At 72.4% G+C, this 18126-nt stretch carries 17 protein-coding genes; 6 read left to right on the top strand and 11 right to left on the bottom strand.

Annotation, left to right across the window (positions count from 1 at the left end; translation table 11 throughout):
- Positions 1-5 precede the first annotated feature (5 nt).
- Together Air01nite_RS23805 and Air01nite_RS23800 are read right to left on the bottom strand one after the other, a co-directional pair.
- Entirely contained in the window at positions 6-938 is a 933-nt protein-coding gene (locus Air01nite_RS23805) for a sigma-70 family RNA polymerase sigma factor (protein ID WP_203705344.1), read from the bottom strand.
- Positions 935-1282 carry an SgcJ/EcaC family oxidoreductase gene (locus Air01nite_RS23800; RefSeq protein WP_203705343.1) on the bottom strand — a complete coding sequence of 116 codons (348 nt, stop codon included), beginning with the start codon at positions 1280-1282 and terminating at the stop codon, positions 935-937. Before Air01nite_RS23800 ends, Air01nite_RS23805 begins: the two co-directional genes overlap by 4 nt.
- A gap of 103 nt (positions 1283-1385) precedes the next feature.
- On the opposite strand from Air01nite_RS23800, the gene Air01nite_RS23795 reads away from it, so the two are divergent.
- Positions 1386-2012 (top strand): HhH-GDP family DNA glycosylase, encoded by a 627-nt coding sequence (locus tag Air01nite_RS23795; protein WP_203705338.1) that lies wholly within the window; start codon positions 1386-1388, stop codon positions 2010-2012.
- Here Air01nite_RS23795 and Air01nite_RS23790 read toward each other — a convergent pair.
- The 8 genes from Air01nite_RS23790 to Air01nite_RS23755 are packed head-to-tail and all read right to left on the bottom strand — an operon-like array spanning position 2009 to position 10664.
- Positions 2009-2794: an SRPBCC family protein gene (locus tag Air01nite_RS23790; protein WP_203705337.1), complete on the bottom strand. Its 786-nt coding sequence runs from the start codon at positions 2792-2794 to the stop codon at positions 2009-2011. The two genes, Air01nite_RS23795 and Air01nite_RS23790, sit on opposite strands and share 4 nt — an antisense overlap.
- 12 nt (positions 2795-2806) lie before the next feature.
- Complete coding sequence (locus Air01nite_RS23785; RefSeq protein ID WP_203705335.1) at positions 2807-3934, bottom strand: XdhC family protein; 1128 nt, start codon at positions 3932-3934, stop codon at positions 2807-2809.
- Positions 3935-3949: 15 nt separating this feature from the next.
- Positions 3950-5146, bottom strand: a complete 1197-nt coding sequence (locus Air01nite_RS23780; RefSeq protein ID WP_203705333.1) for a vWA domain-containing protein — start codon at positions 5144-5146, stop codon at positions 3950-3952.
- Positions 5139-6011 carry an AAA family ATPase gene (locus Air01nite_RS23775; protein ID WP_203705331.1) on the bottom strand — a complete coding sequence of 291 codons (873 nt, stop codon included), beginning with the start codon at positions 6009-6011 and terminating at the stop codon, positions 5139-5141. Before Air01nite_RS23775 ends, Air01nite_RS23780 begins: the two co-directional genes overlap by 8 nt.
- Entirely contained in the window at positions 6008-6928 is a 921-nt protein-coding gene (locus Air01nite_RS23770) for an XdhC family protein (RefSeq protein WP_203705329.1), read from the bottom strand. Before Air01nite_RS23770 ends, Air01nite_RS23775 begins: the two co-directional genes overlap by 4 nt.
- The gene (locus tag Air01nite_RS23765) at positions 6925-9300 is read right to left on the bottom strand and encodes an aerobic carbon-monoxide dehydrogenase large subunit (protein ID WP_203705327.1); all 2376 of its coding nucleotides are present in this window, start codon (positions 9298-9300) and stop codon (positions 6925-6927) included. Before Air01nite_RS23765 ends, Air01nite_RS23770 begins: the two co-directional genes overlap by 4 nt.
- Entirely contained in the window at positions 9297-9782 is a 486-nt protein-coding gene (locus Air01nite_RS23760; RefSeq protein ID WP_203705325.1) for a (2Fe-2S)-binding protein, read from the bottom strand. Before Air01nite_RS23760 ends, Air01nite_RS23765 begins: the two co-directional genes overlap by 4 nt.
- A 3-nt stretch (positions 9783-9785) precedes the next feature.
- Positions 9786-10664: an FAD binding domain-containing protein gene (locus Air01nite_RS23755; protein WP_203705323.1), complete on the bottom strand. Its 879-nt coding sequence runs from the start codon at positions 10662-10664 to the stop codon at positions 9786-9788.
- An 80-nt stretch (positions 10665-10744) separates the two neighbouring features.
- Here Air01nite_RS23755 and Air01nite_RS23750 point away from each other — a divergent pair, with 80 nt between their 5' ends.
- Together Air01nite_RS23750 and Air01nite_RS23745 are read left to right on the top strand one after the other, a co-directional pair.
- Positions 10745-11359 (top strand): beta-N-acetylhexosaminidase family protein, encoded by a 615-nt coding sequence (locus Air01nite_RS23750; protein ID WP_203705321.1) that lies wholly within the window; start codon positions 10745-10747, stop codon positions 11357-11359.
- A 162-nt stretch (positions 11360-11521) separates the two neighbouring features.
- Positions 11522-12649 (top strand): App1 family protein phosphatidate phosphatase, encoded by a 1128-nt coding sequence (locus Air01nite_RS23745; RefSeq protein WP_203705320.1) that lies wholly within the window; start codon positions 11522-11524, stop codon positions 12647-12649.
- A 1432-nt stretch (positions 12650-14081) separates the two neighbouring features.
- On the opposite strand, the gene Air01nite_RS23740 is transcribed toward Air01nite_RS23745, so the two are convergent.
- The gene (locus Air01nite_RS23740; protein ID WP_239090912.1) at positions 14082-14396 is read right to left on the bottom strand and encodes a MazG-like family protein; all 315 of its coding nucleotides are present in this window, start codon (positions 14394-14396) and stop codon (positions 14082-14084) included.
- Positions 14397-14512: 116 nt separating this feature from the next.
- On the opposite strand from Air01nite_RS23740, the gene Air01nite_RS23735 reads away from it, so the two are divergent.
- The 3 genes from Air01nite_RS23735 to Air01nite_RS23725 are packed head-to-tail and all read left to right on the top strand — an operon-like array spanning position 14513 to position 18113.
- Positions 14513-15001: a (2Fe-2S)-binding protein gene (locus Air01nite_RS23735; protein WP_203705319.1), complete on the top strand. Its 489-nt coding sequence runs from the start codon at positions 14513-14515 to the stop codon at positions 14999-15001.
- Positions 14998-15987: an FAD binding domain-containing protein gene (locus Air01nite_RS23730; protein WP_203705318.1), complete on the top strand. Its 990-nt coding sequence runs from the start codon at positions 14998-15000 to the stop codon at positions 15985-15987. Before Air01nite_RS23735 ends, Air01nite_RS23730 begins: the two co-directional genes overlap by 4 nt.
- The gene (locus tag Air01nite_RS23725; protein WP_203705317.1) at positions 15984-18113 is read left to right on the top strand and encodes a xanthine dehydrogenase family protein molybdopterin-binding subunit; all 2130 of its coding nucleotides are present in this window, start codon (positions 15984-15986) and stop codon (positions 18111-18113) included. The genes Air01nite_RS23730 and Air01nite_RS23725 overlap by 4 nt, the downstream gene beginning before the upstream one ends.
- Positions 18114-18126 lie beyond the last annotated feature (13 nt).

Here is an 18126-nt window from a genome sequence, read left to right as displayed (position 1 = left end):
GCACCTCAACGCTGGTTGAGGTCAAGCACCGGCGGCAGGGCGAAGTCCGCGAAGACGACCGGGTCCCGGAAGACCACGTTGCGGGTGATCGCGCCGTCGGTCGAGACCGTCAGGACCTGCAGGGTGTGCAGCGTGAAAGCCTCGTCCGAGCGGACGTACGCGGCGAAGGCCGGCTGGGTGTTCGCCGCCAGGCGGACCACGCGCCAGGCCTCGCCGTTCATCGCGTAGACGCGGCGCATGAAGGCGGCGTAGTCCGCGCGGCCCCGGTACCAGAGCGGGACCGGCGGCATCTCCATGACCGCGTCCGCGGTGAGCAGGCGGACCAGGCCGTCGACGTCGGCCACCTCGAACGCGCGGACGTACCGGTCGACGGTCGCGCGCACGGTCGCGTCGGACGGCTCCTCGACCATGCCCTCGCCCAGTGCGGACAGGGCCGTCCGGGCCCGTTGCAGCGCGCTGTTGACCGCCGGCACCGAGGTGTCCAGCAGGTCCGCCACCTCGGCGGCCGGGAACTCCAGGACCTCGCGGAGGATCAGCACCGCGCGCTGTTTGGGCGGCAGCACCTGCATCGCCGCGACGAACGCCAGGCGCAGGCTGCCGCGCCGCACCACCACCTCTTCGGGGAGCAGCGCGTCCGGGAACGGGCGCAGCCACGGGAGGTCGAGCGCCGGGTTCAGCGGCGCGGACGGGTCGTCGCTCGGCGCACCCAGACCGGACGGCAACGGACGCCGGGCGCGCCCCCGCAGCGCGGTCAGGCAGGCGTTCGTCGCGATCCGGTAGAGCCACGTCCGCCGTGAGGCGCGCTCCGGGTCGTAGTCGGCCCGCCACGCGCGCAGCATCGTCTCCTGCACCACGTCCTCGGCGTCGTCGACCGATCCGAGCATCCGGTAGCAGTGCACCAGAAGCTCGGACCGGTAGTCCTCGACGGCTTCGGTCACGCGATCCCCGGTGTGTTGGTGTAGGCGGCCACCTCACCGCGGTGCAGCACCCAGGTCGCCAGCCGCGCGGCGCCAGGTGCCAGCGACGACTCACCCGGCAGCAGGATCCCCGCCCGGCTCACCACCACCGCCGTGTCGCCGAACACCCGCACGTCCACCGGCTCGTCGATCGGGCGCGAACCCCGCAGCGGGCCCGCCCAGGCCGCGGCCATCGAGTCCCGCACCGCGGCGCGGCCCTGGCGGAGCACGCCCGGCATCACGACGGTGGCGTCCTCCCGGTACAGGGCGGCGAACGCGTCCGCGTCGCCCCATGCGGCGTACACCCGGTCAAGCAGTTCCATCATCTCGATCTTCCTCCTCGAAAACGCGGTCGAGATACATACCGCGCCGCCGCGCCGGACTCATCGGTTCCGGGTTAGATCACCGAACGCGGGAAATGCGGGACCCATGACGGAAAACGACCGGGTGGACCGGCTCCTCGACCAGTACGGCGAGACCTACGCGCACCAGGCGGGCATCCGCCTCGCCGACCGGCCCCAGCCGCTCTACCAACTGCTGGTGCTGGTCAAGCTGCTCAGCACCCGAATCTCCGCGGACGTCGCCGTGGCGGGCGCCCGCGCCCTGTTCAAAGCTGGCCTGACCACGCCGCGGGCGATGGCGGCCGCCGACGAGCACACCCTGTGGCACACGCTGGCCTCGGCCCACTACGTCCGCTACGCCGGGCCGGCCATCCGGCAACTGGCCGACGGCGCCCAGCTCGTCCTCGACCGCTGGGGCGGCGACCTGCGGCGCATGCACACGGCGGCGGCCGGCGACCGGGCGGCGTTGCGCGCCTCGCTGACCGAGTTCCCGGGCATCGGCCCGACCGGCGCGGACATCTACCTGCGCGAGGCCCAGGCGGTCTGGCCGGACGTCCGCCCGTACCTGGACGCCCGGGTCACCGCGGCCGCGAAGGAGGTCCGCCTGCCCAGCAGCCCGGCCAGGCTGGCCGACCTGGTCGAGCCGGACCGCCTGCCGGAGCTGGCGGCCGCCGTGCTGCGCGGCTCGCACGACCGGAGCCTGAAGACCGCCTAACTCTTCGCCCGGCGGCGGAAGAACACCGCGCCGATGGCGATGCCGGCAACGAGCGCCAGGGCGTACGGGAGGACGCGGCGCGCCGCGGTGTCGAGGCCCGTGACCGCCAGCAGGTCGACGGGCTCGACCTCCGCGGACTCCTCGGAGAAGGTCGCGCGCTCCTCGGTCACCGTGAACGCCTGCCGCTCCTCCGCGTCGAGCTGACCCGGGAAGGCGCGCTCCGCGGGCCGCGTGCCGTGGAACGCCTCCGAACGTCCGCTGGCCCGGCCGTTGGGGCCCTCGGTCGCCGCACCGGCCGCCGCACCGCCCTGCTGCCCCGCCGCCACCGCCTCGCCCCCGGCCAGCTTGCCCTGCAGGCAGTCGGTGAACTGCCCGAGCAGCCGGCCGCTGACGTCGGCGATCATGCCCCGGCCGAACTGTGCGATCCGGCCCGTGACCGCGAGGTCGGTGTGCACGTGCACGTCGGTGGACGACGGGTCGGCCGACGGCGTCAGCGTCGCGCGGACCTTGGCCTTCGCCGTGCCGCCGCCGCGGGAGTCCTTGCCGGCGGCCTCCACGACCACCACGCGGTTGGCCTCGTCGCGCTCGACGAACGCGCCCTTGCCCGCGAACGTCATCGACACCGGCCCGAGCTTGACCTTGACAGTGCCGTCGAACGCGTCGCCGTCCCGGCCGGTCAGCGCCGCGCCCGGCATGCAGGGCACGATCGTGTCGAGGTCGAGCAGGACGTCCCAGGCGCGCTCGACGGGTGCCGCGACGGTGAACTCGTGTTCCAGTTCCATGGTGTCTCCCGGTCAGCGTCGGTCGAGGTTCTCGTGGATACTGCCGTCCAAGGTGGACAGTTTCTGTCCGCCGCCGCCCCAGCGGTCGGCGATGATCTCGGCGGTGATGCTCACCGCGGTCTCCTCCGGCGTACGCGCGCCGAGCGCCAGCCCGATCGGCGAGTGCAGCTTCTTGAGCTGCGCCTCGGTCACGCCGGCCGCGAGCAGGCCCGCGACCCGGTCGTCGTGGGTCCGCCGCGAGCCCATCGCGCCGACGTAGGCGAACTCGCGGTCCAGCGCCAGCTTCAGCACCGGCAGGTCGAACTTCGGGTCGTGGGTGAGCACGCAGATCACGGTGCGGCCGTCGACCCGCCCGGCCTCGATCTCGCCGGACAGATAGCGGTGCGGCCAGTCGACCACGACCTCCACGCCAGGGAACCGGCGGGACGTGGCGAACACCGGCCGCGCGTCGCAGACCGTCACCCGGTAGCCGAGGAACGCGCCCTGGCGGGCCAGCGCCGAGGCGAAGTCGATCGCGCCGAACACCAGCATCCGCGGCGGCGGCGCGTAGGAGGCGACGAACACGGTCACCTCGTCGCCGAGCCGCTCGCCGTCGCGGCCGTAGTGCAGCGGCCCGGTCAGGCCCGAGGCCAGCAGGCCGCGCACGTCCTCGGTGAGCGCCGCGTCGAAGTGCGCCGAGCCCAGCGAGCCGTCGACCCGGTCCGGCCAGACGATCACGCGGCGGCCGACCCGGTCGCCCGGGTCGCGGATCACCGTGGCCACCGCGACGGGCGTGTCCGCCTCGATCGCCGCCGCGACCTCGCCGAGCTGCGGGAACGACACGGGGTCGACGCGCTCCACGAAGATGTCGATGATGCCGCCGCAGGTCAGGCCGACCGAGAACGCGTCGTCGTCGCTGACTCCGTAGCGGACGAGCTGCGGGTCTCCGGTCTCGATCGCCGACAGGCCCAGCTCGTAGACGGCCGCCTCGACGCAACCGCCGGAGACGCTGCCGACCGCGGTCTGGTCGGGGCCGACGAGCATGGTGGCGCCGGGTGGCCGCGGGGCGCTCTTCCAAGTGCCCACCACCGTGGCCATCCCCACCGGTCGATCCTCACGCCACCAGCGCGAGAGGTCAGCGAGCACGTCACGCACGATCATCGCCCCCAGGTCCCACTATGGCCGGTCCGCTCGGCCCGCGCCAGGCCGCGTGTGTCGCGGACCCGCGTCGGCCAGCGCCACCAACAGGTCGTCGAGCGCGTCGAGCCGATGCGCGCTCACCACCGCGTCGCAGTAGGGCCACGCGGCGGCCATACCCCCCGTCAGCGGCCGGAACGCCGCGCTCTGCGTGCGCGGGTTCGCCCAGACCACCCGATGCGCCAGGCGCGACAGGCGCGCCATCTGCTGCCCCAGCACCTCCGGTGGTCCCGTGTCCCACCCGTCGCTGAGGATCAGCACCACCGCGCCCCGGGCCATCCCGCGGGCGCCGTGCTCGTCGATGAAGGTGCGCAGGGCGGCGCCGATCCGGGTGCCGCCCGACCAGTCCGGCGCCGCGCGCCCGGCCCGTTCGAGGGCCACCGCCGGCGGCACGCGGTGCAGCACGCGGGTCAACCGGGTCAGCCGGGTCGCGAAGGTGAACACCTCGGCCCGTTGCCCGCCGGCCGCGCAGTAGACCAACTGGAGCAGGGCCCGGGCGTACGGCGCCATCGAGCCGGAGATGTCGCACAGCACCACGAGCCGGCGCGGCTTGACCCGCGGGCGCCGGCGCCGCAGCCGCACCGGATGGCCACCGGTCCGGCGCGCGGCACGCAACGTGGCGCGCAGGTCGACCGGCCCGTGGTGGCCGACCTGCGTGCGCCGGGTGCGGCGCGGTGGGCTGGCCAGCTTCAGCCGCCGCATGGCGACGGTGAGCTCCGCGAGCTCGTGGGGCGAGAGCTTCGCGAAGTCACGCCCGCCGAGTCGTTCGGTCGCCGTCGCTATCAGGGGATACGGGCTACGCGTGCCGGGTGCCGAAGGAGGCGGACCCGGTGGCCGGTCGCCGATCCCGGGCTGGCCGCCGGCCGCGGAGCCCGACCGGGGCGGCACGCCGCTGGAGCCCGGCTCCGGCTCACCGCCACGGGCCGTGGCGTCGTCGACGAGCCCGCCGAACACCAGGTCGAACGCCCGGTCGAAGGCGGGCCGGTCGCCCGGGTCGGCGAGCAGCGTGGCGGCGGCGCAGAAGTAGAGCGCCCGCGTCGTGGCCGGCCGGGTCAGCAGCACGGCACGCGCGAACCGCTCGCTGCGGTCGGGTCCGACCGTCACCCCGGCGTCGTGGAGCACCGCGCCGAACCGGGCCACCACGGTGGCGAGGTCGGGGGCAGCCAGATCAGTCATCGAACAAACCGCTGGCCCGTACCGTGGCCAGGTCCTCGTCGTATTTGACCACCGCCGCGACCGTCTGCCCGGCGGTGGCGGGCGACAGGGCTTGCACGCCCAGCACCCGCAGCGCCGTCGCCCAGTCGATCGCCTCGGCCACGCCGGGCGGCTTGTAGAGCTCGAGCCCGCGCAGCCGCCGCACCGCCTCGGCGACCTGGTCGGCGAGCGGGTCGCCGATGCCGGGCACCCGCCGGCGCACGATCGCCGCCACCCGTTGCGCCGAGGGGTACGGGATCCAGTGGTAGAGGCAGCGCCGCTTGAGCGCGTCGTGCAGGTCGCGGGTGCGGTTGGAGGTGAGCACCACGATCGGCGGCAGCAACGCGCGCCGGGTGCCCAGCTCGGGGATCGTCACCGTGTTCTCGGCGAGCAGTTCCAGCAGGAACGCCTCGAACTCGTCGTCGGCCCGGTCGACCTCGTCGAGCAGCAGCACCGCCGGGCGCGGCCCGGGATGCTCCAGCGCGGCGAGCAGCGGCCGGCGCAACAGGAACTCCGGTGTGAACAGGTCGGCCGAGGCGACCGTCTCGCCGGATGCCTCGGCCAGCCGGATCGCCAGCAGCTGCCGCGGGTAGTTCCACTCGTAGAGCGCCTCCGAGACGGTCAGCCCCTCGTAGCACTGCAACCGCACCAGCGGCGTGTCCAGCGCGGTCGCCAGCGCCTTGGCCGCCTCGGTCTTGCCGACGCCGGGCTCGCCTTCGAGCAGGATCGGCGCCGGCATCGCCGTTGCCAGGAACAGGGCCGTCGAGAGCGCGTCGTCGGCGAGGTAGCCGGTGCGGTCCAGCGCCGCCGTCAGCCCGCCGACGTCGCCGGGCAGGTCGCTGCTCATCCGCCCCACCGGGCGGGGTCGGCCGCGAACGCCTTGCGGCACCCGGCGGCGCAGAAGTACCAGGTGTGTCCATTGTGCTCGTAGGACAGCGCGCCCGGCTCGACGACCACGTCCATGCCGCAGACCGGGTCGACGGCGATCTCCGGGGCGCCGATCTTGACCAGCTCCGGTGTCGTCCTCGGTGTCGGAGCCGGCTTGGCCGCGGCCCGGGCCGCGACGACCTCGGCCAGGATCGAGACCGCGACATCACCGGGGGTACGCGCACCGAGGTCGAGCCCCGCCGGCGTCTTGACCCGCCCGGCCGGCACGCCCGCCTCGGCCAGCACCCCGGCGCCCCGCTTGGGCGAGGCCACCAGCGCCACGTAGGGCACGCCGGCCGCGACCGCCTCCCCCAGCACCCCGATCTCGTCGTGCCCGTGCGACGCCACCACCACGGCCAACGCGTCGGCCGGCACGGCACCGGGCAGGGCGGCGAGGCGGACCTCGTAGCCGGCCGCCTCACCGACCGCGACCAGCGCCCGCGCGATCGGGGTGTCGCCGTAGACCTGCAGCAGCGGTGCCGGCATGACCACCTCCAGGAACACATCGATGGTGCCACCGGACAGGCACGTGTTGTCGGCCACCACGAGCCCGGGTGTGTCGGAGGCGAAGCCCACCGGCCGCGTCGCGTCGCCGCCGGGCGTGATCCGCAGCAGCGTCGACTCGCCGGCCGCGAGCTGGCGCAGGCTCTGGATCCGCACGGTCGACTCGGCGCAGGAGCCGCCGACGAAGCCCTCGATCGTGCCGTCGGGACGGATCACCGCGCGGTCGCCCGGCTTCGCGGACGTGGGCCGCTCGGCGCGGACCACGACCGCGAGGACGAACGGGCTGCGCGCGGCGCGCAGCTCGTCCGCCCTCCGCTGCGTCGTGGAGGTCACGGGATCGCCAGGTCCGTCCGGATCGGCCGGCCCTGCATGGCTTCCCACACCGCGGCCGGTGTCAGCGGCATGTCCGCGTGCCGCACCCCGTAGGGCTTCAGCGCGTCCATGACGGCGTTGACCACCGCGCACGGCGAGCCGACGGTCGCCGACTCACCGACGCCCTTGGCGCCGATCGGGTGGTGCGGCGACGGGGTCACGGTCTCGCCGAGCTCCCAGGACGGGCACTCCAGCGCGGTCGGCAACAGGTAGTCCATGAAGGACGCGCCGAGGTGGTTGCCCTCCTCGTCGAACGCCATCACCTGCATCAGCGCCATGCCCACGCCGTCGGCGAGGCCGCCGTGCACCTGCCCCTCGACGATCATCGGGTTGATCCGCACGCCGCAGTCGTCGACCGCGATGAACCGCCGCACCTTGACCGCGCCGGTGCCGGGGTCGACGTCGACCACGCAGATGTACGCACCGAACGGGTAGGTCAGGTTGGGCGGGTTGTAGACGGTCGTCGCGTCGAGGTGGCCCTCGACGCCCTCGGGCAGCTCCAGCGTGGAGTGCGCGGCCAGGGCGATCTCCTGGATCGTCTTGCCCTGCTCCGGGTCGCCCTTGACGTGCCAGCGGTCGCCCGCCCACTCGAGGTCGTCGGGCGACACCTCGAGCATCGCGGACGCGACGATCCGCGCCTTGTCACGGATCTTGCGGGCCACCAGCGCGGTCGCGGCACCGGACACCGGCGTCGACCGGGAACCGTAGGTGCCCAGCCCGAACGGCGTCTGGTCGGTGTCGCCGTGCACGACCTCGATGTCGGCCGTGGGCAGGCCCAACTCGTTGCCGACGATCTGCGCGAACGTCGTCTCGTGGCCCTGGCCCTGTGTCTTCACCGAGATGCGCAGGACCGCCTTGCCGGTCGGGTGGATCCGCAGCTCGGCACCGTCGGCCATGCCCAGCCCGAGGATGTCCATGTGCTTGCGCGGGCCCGCGCCGACCGCCTCGGTGAAGAACGCGACGCCGATGCCCATCAGCTCGCCCCGCTCGCGCTTCTCCGCCTGCTCCTTGCGCAGCGCGTCGTAGCCGGCCATGTCCATCGCGAGCTGGAGCGCCTTCGGGTAGTTGCCGGAGTCGTACTCCCAGCCGGTCTGGGTCGTGTAGGGGAACTGGTCGGGTTTGAGCAGGTTCTTCATCCGCAGCTCGGCGGGGTCGGCCTTGAGCTCGTAGGCGAGCACGTCGACCATGCGCTCCACCAGGTAGACCGCCTCGGTGATGCGGAACGAGCAGGCGTACGCGACACCGCCGGGCGCCTTGTTGGTGTAGACGCCGGTCACCGTGCAGTGCGCCGCCTCAAGGTCGTAGGAGCCGGTGAACACGTGGAAGAAGCCGGCCGGGAACTTGGTCGGCTGCGCGGTCGCGTTGAACGCGCCGTGGTCGGCGATCACCTTGACCCGCAGGCCCAGGATCTTGCCGTCCTTGGTCGCCGCGATCTCGCCACGCATGTGGTAGTCGCGGGCGAACGCGGTGCTCATCAGGTGCTCGGCGCGGTCCTCGACCCACTTGACCGGCTTGCCCGTGACGATCGAGCCGACAATCGACATGACGTAGCCCGGGTAGATGCCGACCTTGTTGCCGAAGCCGCCGCCGATGTCCGGTGAGATGACCCGGATCTTGTGCTCGGGCAGGCCCGCGACCAGCGCGTACACCGTGCGGTGTGCGTGTGGTGCCTGGCTGGTCGTGTAGAGGGTCAGCTTGCCGGTGACCGGGTCCATGTCGGCGACCGAACCGCAGGTCTCCAGCGGCGCCGGGTGCACCCGCGGGTAGAGGACGTCCTGCTCGACCACGACCTCGGCGTTGGCGAACACCTCGTCGGTCTTCGCCGCGTCGCCGGCTTCCCAGTCGAAGATGTGGTTGGTGGTCTGGTCCTCCTTGTCGTCCCGGATCACCGGTGCGTCCGCTTCGAGGGCCTTCTTCGCGTCGACCACCGCGGGCAGCGGCTCGTAGTCGACGTCGATCAGCTCGACCGCGTCGCGCGCCGCGTAGTGGTCCTCGGCGATCACGAAGGCGACCTCCTGGCCCTGGAAGCGCACCTTGTCGGTGGCCAGCACCGCCTGCGTGTCGTAGGACAACGTGGGCATCCAGGCCAGGCCCAGGCCCTTGAGGGTCTCGCCGGTGATGACCGCCTTGACACCCGGGGCCGCCTCGGCCGCCGACGTGTCGATGGACAGGATCTTGGCGTGGGCGTACGGGCTGCGCAGCAGCGCGCCGTGCAGCATGCCGGGCAGGCGCACGTCGTCGACGTAGTTGCCCTTGCCCCGGACCAGCCGGACGTCCTCCTTGCGCAGCGTGCGACCGAAGCCGGTGTGCGGCCGCTCCTCCACCGTCGTCATGCCGTCACCTCCTCCGCCTCAGTGGCCTCCTTCTCCGCGGCCCAGCGCACCGAGCGCACGATGTTCTCGTAGCCCGTGCACCGGCAGAGCTGGCCCGAGATCGCCTCGCGGATCTCCGGCTCCGATGGGTCCGGGTTGCGGTCGAGCAGCGCCCGGGCGGTCATCAACATGCCCGGGGTGCAGAACCCGCACTGCAGGCCGTGGCACTCCATGAAGCCCTGCTGCACGGGGTCGAGCTGGCCGCCCTGCTCCAGGCCCTCGACCGTGCGCACCTCGCGCCCGTCAGCCATCGCGGCCAGGACCGTGCACGACTTGACCGGCTTGCCGTCGAGCCAGACCACGCACGTGCCGCAGTTGGACGTGTCGCAGCCCCAGTGGGTGCCGCGCAACCCTGCCTTCTCGCGGATGAAGTGGACCAGCAGCAGCCGAGGCTCGACGTCGTGTGTCTCGGGCGTGCCGTTCAGGTTGATCGTGACTTCCATGGGCTATGCCTCCTGGCCTCGGGCGCGGGCGGCCGCCCGGCGCAGCGCGCGGGTGGTCAGCTCGGCGGCGAGGTGACGCTTGTAGTCGACGGGACCGCGCTGGTCGGCGCTCGGGTTGCAGTGCTCGGCGGCGACCCGGCCGGCCGCCTGGAACGACTCCTCGGTCGCCGGCTGGCCGCGCAGCGCGGCCTCGGCCTCGGGTGCGGCGAAGTGCTCGGCGCCGACCGCGGTCAGCCCGATGCCGACCTCCCGCACGGTGTCGCCGTCGAGCCAGACCGCCGCGCCGGCCGCGGCCACCGGGTAGTCGCCGACCCGGCGCTCGACCTTCTCGTAGGCGCTGCCGCCGCCGGGCCGGATCGGCACCCGCAGCTCCAGCATCAGCTCGTCGGGCTCGAGCACCGTCTCGTAGGGACCGACGTGCAGCTCGCGGACCCGCACCTGGCGGACGCCGTCAGGGCCGCGCAGCACCGCCACGCCGTCGACGGCGGCGAACACGGCGGACAGGTCCTCCGCCGGGTCGGCCTGGCAGAGCGAACCGCCGACGGTGCCGAAGTTGCGCACCACCGGGTCCGCGATCACCTTCTCGGCGTCGTGGAAAATCTTGAAATGCTCACCGGCGACGGCGGACGCGAGCAGGTCGGCGTGCCGGGCCAGGGCGCCGATGACGAGCATGTCGGCGTCGACCCGGATCTGCGACAGCTCGCCGCCGAGGTCGTTGATGTCGACCAGCGCCTCGGGGCGCGCCAGCCGGAGCTTCATCATCGGAATCAGGCTGTGACCACCGGCGACGACCCGGGCCTCGGGGCCCAGTTGGCCGAGCAACGCGATCGCGTGCTCGACACTGGTCGCGCGTTCGTAGGTGAACGGAGCAGGGACTTGCATTAGCACCTCCGGGGAACGCTCGGGCGGGTTGTGGTGCGTTGGGGACCGGACGACAGGGTGTCGCCGGTAGCCTTGTCGGCGTGACCGGACGCCGTCTCGCGGAGACCCGACGTGCCTTGCACGGTGTCGCGGAGCTTTTGCTGGCGGGGCCGCAGTTTCGCCGCAGCGGCACGATCCGGCTGCGGGTTGTGCCCGGGGGGTTCGCCACCGTGAAGGCGCCGGATCTGCAGGTCGAGGGTGCCGAGCTGGTCGTGGGTGGGCAACGGATCGCGCTGGCGGGCAACACGCCGGCCGGGCTCGCCGCGGCGGTCGACGTCGACGCCGGCGTGCCGGACATCTACCACGACCATGCGGGGGTACGCGAGGACGAGGCGCTGGTCGTCGACGGCGAGATCGCGGCCTATCTGGGCGCCTGGTTCACGGCCGGCGACGAGGCGCTGCGGCGGGTGGTGCCCGATCAGCAGCCGGTGCTGTGGCCCGAGCACTTCGACGTCTCGGTCACCGAGCACGAGGTCAACTACGGCATCTCGCCCGGCGACACCTGGCACAACGAGCCGTACGCCTATGTCGGACCGTGGACGCCGCGCCAGGGCGAGTTCTGGAACGCCCCGTTCGGCGCGGCCCGGTCGATCGCCGATCTCCCTGACGCGGCGGCGATCGCGGCGTTCTTCGACGAGGGCCGCGCGAAGCTCTGACGGGCGCGCGGTGACCCACCGTCGGCGGCGTCTGCCGTCGGGCCGCCTCCACGCCGTGCCCGCCATATATCAACTATCCCTCGGATATGTTCTTGATCACTGCATTCCCCGGAAAACCTTTGCTCGCGATCCGTCTGGTGTTCCCTGTCCGGAATTCCGGTCATGTTGCCAAGATCCACCACGACCGAGCCGGTACGCGCGGGTTATGGCAGGGTGGTGGGCGTGTCGCTGACGCCCGTAGCCCCTGCCCTGCACCGGGCCGCCCGCGCCGAGGACGCCGTCCGCGGCATGATCGAACGCCGGATGCGCCGCCGAGGCTGGCGGGCGACGATCGTGCCGTACACCGGTTATGGAGCGCCGGGCTGGGTCCGGGTGATGGGCCGGGTGCTGCTGAGCCGCCCGGGTGAGGGCGAGACGCCGCCACCGGGCCCGGAGAGCACGGCCGAGCGTCCGAAGAAGGCGAAGATCGTGCGCGGCTGGCGCAGCTTCGCCACGGTGGCCGTCAACGACGCCGAAGTGGAGATCGAGGTCGGCGACCAGCGCCGGGTGCTGCGCACCGACCGGGGCGGCTTCGTCGACGCGCGGGTCGAGGCCGACCTGCCGCCGGGGTGGCAGACGGTGCGGATCCACACGGCGGGCGCCGAGCCGGTCGACGCTCCCGTTCGGATCGTCGACCCGTCGGTAACCTTCGGCGTCGTCTCGGACATCGACGACACGGTGATGGTCACGGCGCTGCCGCGCCCTCTGTTGGCGGCGTGGAACACATTCGTCCTGGACGAACACGCCCGCGCGGCGGTCCCGGGAATGGCGGTCCTCTACGAGCGCCTGTCCACGGCCCACCCCGGCGCCCCGGTCCTCTACCTGTCGACCGGCGCGTGGAACGTGGCCCCGACGCTGACCCGTTTCCTCTCGCGCCACCTCTACCCGGCGGGCCCGCTGCTGCTCACGGACTGGGGCCCGCAGAAGGACCGCTGGTTCCGCAGCGGCCAGGAACACAAACGCGCGACCCTGCACCGCCTGGCAACGGAGTTCCCGACAATCAAGTGGCTCCTGATCGGCGACGACGGCCAACACGACCCGGAAATCTACGCGGACTTCGCGAGCACCCACCCCAACAACGTCGCGGCGGTAGCGATCCGCCGCCTATCCCCGGCGCAGGCGGTCCTGGCCGGCGCCCTCCCGATCCACGACAACAGCCCCCGCGCCCGCGACACAGGCGCCCAACGCTGGCTCTGGGCCCCAGACGGCGCGGGCTTGTCCCGCCTGATGCGCGAGGCCGGCCTGCTGTAGCTCATTCATCGCGCATCCGGAATTCCACGACGGCGGGTTCCCTTTGTTCGTCACGTCGGGTCGGTCAGTCACTCGCCTTGTTCCACTCCGCAGCTATTTCACCCGAAGCCTGTCTCCACCCGCGGCGTGAGTGATTGCTTCAACGGGACTCGCTCTGACCGGGCAGCGCCCGAACGCCACGCCGAGGCGGCTGCGGCCGAGGTCTGTGACGGGCCGGGACGCCCATTGCCTGCTTGCCGAGCTGTCCCAGATGAGGCCGCCGCAGGACTTTCTCGCCGCAATTAATATGGCATGATCAAATGGCGATAAATGGATAGCGCGGGAGGACCATCGAGCGAGATAATTCTTTTATGCGGCAGCTCCAGTTGTTCACCTCTGGTGAACTCGCCGGAATGCGTGACCGGTCAGCGGCCCGCAACTATTCACCGGCGGGCGACCAGTTCCGCCACGAGCGTGCCCGCCACCGCACGTGGGGCTTGGCCCAACGCCACGCCGCCCGGCTGCGCCGAGCCCACGCAACAGCCGCAGAACCTCGCACGCCGGTCCCCAACGCGGATGGCGTTGCCAGCCAAATCCGCAATCCACCCCCGCCTGGTTCCCCCAAGGCCGTTCAAACACAGAACACGTCGGACGTCCGTCCGGACGACGCTCCCGGCGGACCCACCGCCGCCCGACGCAACGCGCCCGCGGCCCGGCCCGACGTGGTCCTGCTGGTCGGCGGCACCGACGGCGGCGACGCGGGCGGACCCGTCGCGCCGAGCGGCACGTTCGGTTCCCTCAATGGCCGCACCTCCATGACAAGACGTCCCTCGCCCTGCGAGCCCAACATGGCGTTGGGTCGCACCCGCGGATCGGTGCGAACCGACCGCGGGGCGTCTTTCCAACGCATGAGCCGCGTCGGCCTCACTCAACGGCCCGATCGGAACGAAGCGATCAACGCCGGACACGACCTCGTGGCACCGCGGACCGCTCCGATGGGCACCCCTGCCGGTCGCTTCGTCGCATTAGGCATGACGTCGCGACCCGCACGTCGGTTCGCCAGCGATTCGGCCGCGACCCAACGCATCGCGAGGACGCACCCCCGGCGACAACCACTGCAGGTGCCTCAGTGCGGCGGCGTCCACCAGGGCGACGTCGAGACCACGACGGCGCCCGCGGCAACACTCAACCCGGCGACGTCCACCTGCCCGACGACACCATCCGCTGCCCCGACCCGCCGACAACCCCAACCACAACATCCACCACCACGCCCGCGGCAACGGCCGAGCGACGGGGGTGACCGCCACCGCGACCGTCCCCACCGCCGCTCCCACCACAACCACCAGTGCAACGGACTTTGAGCGTGACGGACATCGAGGCGTCCCACTGGGGGCGGTGGTCTCGGTGGTGTCGAGATTTCGCGGCAGTGCGGAAGGCGGCGTCAGCGCTGGGTTCAGAGGTGGGGAATGCGGGCCTGGACCTTGGCCGCGGTGGTCTCGAGGGTTTCGCGGGCGTTCAGGCCGAGGCTTTCGATCGCTACCAGGGCCGTGATGACCACGTCGGCCAACTCGGCCGCCACGTCCTCTTTCGTGTGGGTGACGCCTTTGCGTGGGTTCTGGCCACGCAGGCCGATCCAGGCGCTGGCGGCCTCGCCGGCCTCCTCGGTCACCTTCAGCATCCGGCAACCGAGTTCCGCGTCGTCGCGGCCGTTGGCGGCGTCGAGCCAGCGGGTCGCGGCCGGGACCAGCGCCCAAATCGTGTCCGTCACGCAGAGAGTGTCGCGCATCGGCGATTGCCCATCGGGCAAAGGTTCTCGAAGCGACACCCGCGTTCGGGCGCGCCGGTAGCGTCGCTCGAAAGCGGCCGCCGGCACGAGGAGTCTCCATGTCTTCGACCACCGCCGCACGCTCGACCGAAGTTACCGTCGAGCTGCGGGTCAACGGGCGCACGTATCCCGCCCGGCTCGACAGCACCACCACCCTGCTCGACGCGTTGCGCGACGAGTTGCACCTGACCGGCACCAAGAAGGGTTGCGACCAAGGTGCCTGCGGCGCGTGCACCGTGCTGCGCGACGGCAAGCGGATCGTCTCGTGCCTCACGCTCGCCGCGCAGTGCGACGGGAGCGAGATCACCACCATCGAGGGGCTCGCCGACGACGGCGTGCCGCACCCGGTGCAGGAGGCGTTCGTCCGCCACGACGCCCTGCAGTGCGGCTACTGCACCGCGGGACAGGTGATGTCCGCGGTGGCCCTCCTGCGCGAAGGGCGGGCGCACACCGACGACGAGATCCGCGAGTTCATGAGCGGCAACCTGTGCCGCTGCGCGGCCTACCCGAACATCGTCGCCGCCATCCGCGAGGTGGCCGACTCATGACGAGGACGGGCATCGAGTATCTCCGCGCCAAAGACCAGGACAGCGCCGTCGCGCTCGTCGCCGAGGATCCCGACGCGGCGTTCCTCGCCGGTGGAACCACCGAGCTGGACCTGGCACTCAAGGACCGGGTCGTGCACCCGAGCCGGTTCGTCGACATCGGACGGTTGCCGCTGCGCGGCGTCACCCGCGACGGCGACCGGCTGCGGGTCGCCGCACTGACCACGATGGAGGAGCTGGCCGCCGACCCGACGGTGCGGGCCCGCCTGCCACTCGTCCGCGAGGCCCTCCTCCTCGGCGCCTCCACCCAGCTGCGCAACATGGCCACGATCGGCGGCAACCTGTTGCAGCGCACCCGTTGCCGCTACTTCCGCGACCCCGACGTGGCCGCCTGCAACAAGCGCGAGCCCGGCTCGGGCTGCGCGGCGATCGAAGGCGTCGCCCGGATGCACGCGATCCTCGGCGCCGGACCGTCCTGCATCGCCCTGCACGCCTCGGACCTCTGCGTGCCGCTGGTCGCGCTGGACGCCGTGGTCGAGCTGCTCGACGCCGACGGCCCACGCCGGGTGCCGCTGACCGACTTCTACCTGACGCCCGGCGACCGGCCCGACGTGGAGACCGTCCTGCGCCACGGCGAGCTGCTCACCCACGTCGAGATCCCGCTGCTGCCCGCCGGCACCCGGTCCGCCTACATCAAGGTCCGCGACCGCACGTCGTACGAGTTCGGGCTCACCACGGCCGGCGCCGCCGTCCAGGTCGACGACGGCACGATCACCATGGCCCGGGTCGGGCTCGGCGGGGTCGGCACGGTGCCCTGGCGGTCCTGGGAGGCGGAGCGCGTGCTGGTCGGCTCGCCGGCCAACGAGCGCACGTTCGCCGCCGCGGCGCAGGCCGCGATCCGGGACCCCTTCACGGTGCCCGGCACCGAGTTCAAGGTGGAGCTGGCCAAGCGCACGATCGTCCGGATCCTGCGGACGGTGACGTCATGACGACGACGCTCACGAAGCAGAGCCTGCTCGGCCGGCCCATCGACCGGATCGACGGTCGGCGCAAGGTGGCGGGCGCGGCGCCGTACCCGTCCGACTTCGACCTGCCCGGCCAGGCGCACGCGGCGCTGGTCTCGTCGACGATCGCCAACGGTCGGATCACCCGGATCGACCGGTCCGCGGCCGAGGCCGCGCCCGGCGTGCTGCTCGTGCTGACCCGGGACAACGCGCCGGCGGTGGCCGACCCGCCGATGAGCAACCTCGGCTCGACCATGCGCTGGTACTTCCGGGACGACCGGATCCTGCACTACGGGCAGCACATCGGCATCGTGGTGGCCGGCACCCGGGCACAGGCGCAGGCCGCCGCGCGGCTGGTCGAGGTCGAGTACGCGGCCGAGGAGCCGGTGCTCGACCTCGACGACCCGCGCGCGACGATCGAGGAGAACCCGTACGGGTTGGACAGCAGCCGCGGCGACGCGGCCGCCGCGCTCGACGCGGCCGACGTGACCGTGGACTCCACGTACACGATCGGGGCCGAGATCAACAGCCCGATGGGCCTGTTCACCACCGTGGCGAGCTGGCAGGGCGGACGCCTGGTCGTACACGACACCACGCAGTTCCCGTCGATGGTGCGCGCCTCGCTCGCGGCCATGTTCGGCGTGCCGGAGCGGGACGTCCGCGTGCTGATCCCGTTCCTCGGCGGCGGCTTCGGCGCCGGGCTGCGGCTGTGGAGCCACACCGTGCTGACCACGATGGCCGCCCGGGAGCTGGACCGACCGGTCAAGCTGGTGCTCACCCGGCCGCAGATGTTCAGCTCGACCGGCCACCGGGCCGCCAGCCGCCAACGGATGCGGCTGGGCGCGACCCAGGACGGCCGGCTCGTCGCGATCGACCACGACGCCGTGGCGGCCAACGGCATCGGCGACATGCTGCCAGCGCCCATCGAGATGGGCACACCGATGGCGTACGCCTGCGACAACGTGGCCACCCACGAACGCCGCGCCCATCTCAACATCGCGTTCACGGGATTCATGCGGGCGCCGGGTTCGGTCGAGCTGCACTTCGCCCTGGAGTCGGCGCTCGACGAGCTGGCCGGCAAGCTCGGGATCGACCCGGTCGAGCTGCGGCTGCGCAACTACGCCGAGGTGCACCCGGAGTCCGGGAAGCCGTGGTCGAGCAAGGCGCTGCGGGAGTGCCTGACGGTCGGCGCGGACCGGTTCGGCTGGTCCGGCCGCGACCCGTCGCCCCGGTCGACGCGCGACGGCGACCTGCTGGTCGGCCAGGGCATGGCGGAGGCGTCGTTCGACTTCTACGCCCAACCCTGCACGGTGCGGCTGTCCGTCGACCGGGGCGGGAACGCCCTCGTGCGCACCGGCGCGACCGACATCGGCACGGGCACCTACACGATCACGGCCCAGCTCACGGCGGACCTGCTCGGCATCGAGGTCGACCAGGTGCGGGTCGAGCTCGGCGACACCGACCTCCCACCGGCACCGCAGTCGGGCGGTTCGGGTCTGGCCGGCGCGCTGGGCGCCGCGGTCAAGGACGCCGCCGCCGCGTTGGGTGAACGGCTCGCGCGCCTGGACGGCCGACCCGGCGAGACGATCGCGTCCCTGCTGGACCGGCACGGTCTGGACGAGCTGTCGGCGACCGGCCACTCGGACCTGCCCGCCGCCGCGGCCACCACCGACCTGGCCGTGGCCGGCCCATTCGCCGCGACGTTCGCCGAGGTGGGCGTCGACGAGGAGCTAGGCGTGGTACGCGTCCGCCGGCTGGTCTCCGTGATCGACGGCGGCCGGCTATACAACGAGAAGACGGCCCGGAGCCAGATCATCGGCGGCACCGTCATGGGCATCGGCGCGGCGCTGCTGGAGGAGGCGGCCTACGACCCGCACACCGGCCGGGTCGCCAACGGCACGTTCGGCGACTACCTGATGGCCGTCAACGCCGACGTGCCCGACCTCGACATCACGTTCGTCGGCGGTCCGGACGCCTTCAACCCGGTCGGCACCAAGGGACTCGGCGAGATCGGCATCGTCGCCGTCGCACCGGCCATCGCCAACGCGGTGCACCACGCGACCGGCCGCCGGATCCGCGACCTGCCGATCACCCTCGACAAGCTGTTGTGACCGACGGGGGCTT

The sequence above is a fragment of the Asanoa iriomotensis genome, from assembly GCF_016862515.1.
GTDB classification, from domain to species: Bacteria; Actinomycetota; Actinomycetes; order Mycobacteriales; family Micromonosporaceae; genus Asanoa; species Asanoa iriomotensis.
Note: the sequence above shows the minus strand (reverse complement) of the source record. Positions and strands in the feature narration are given on the sequence as shown.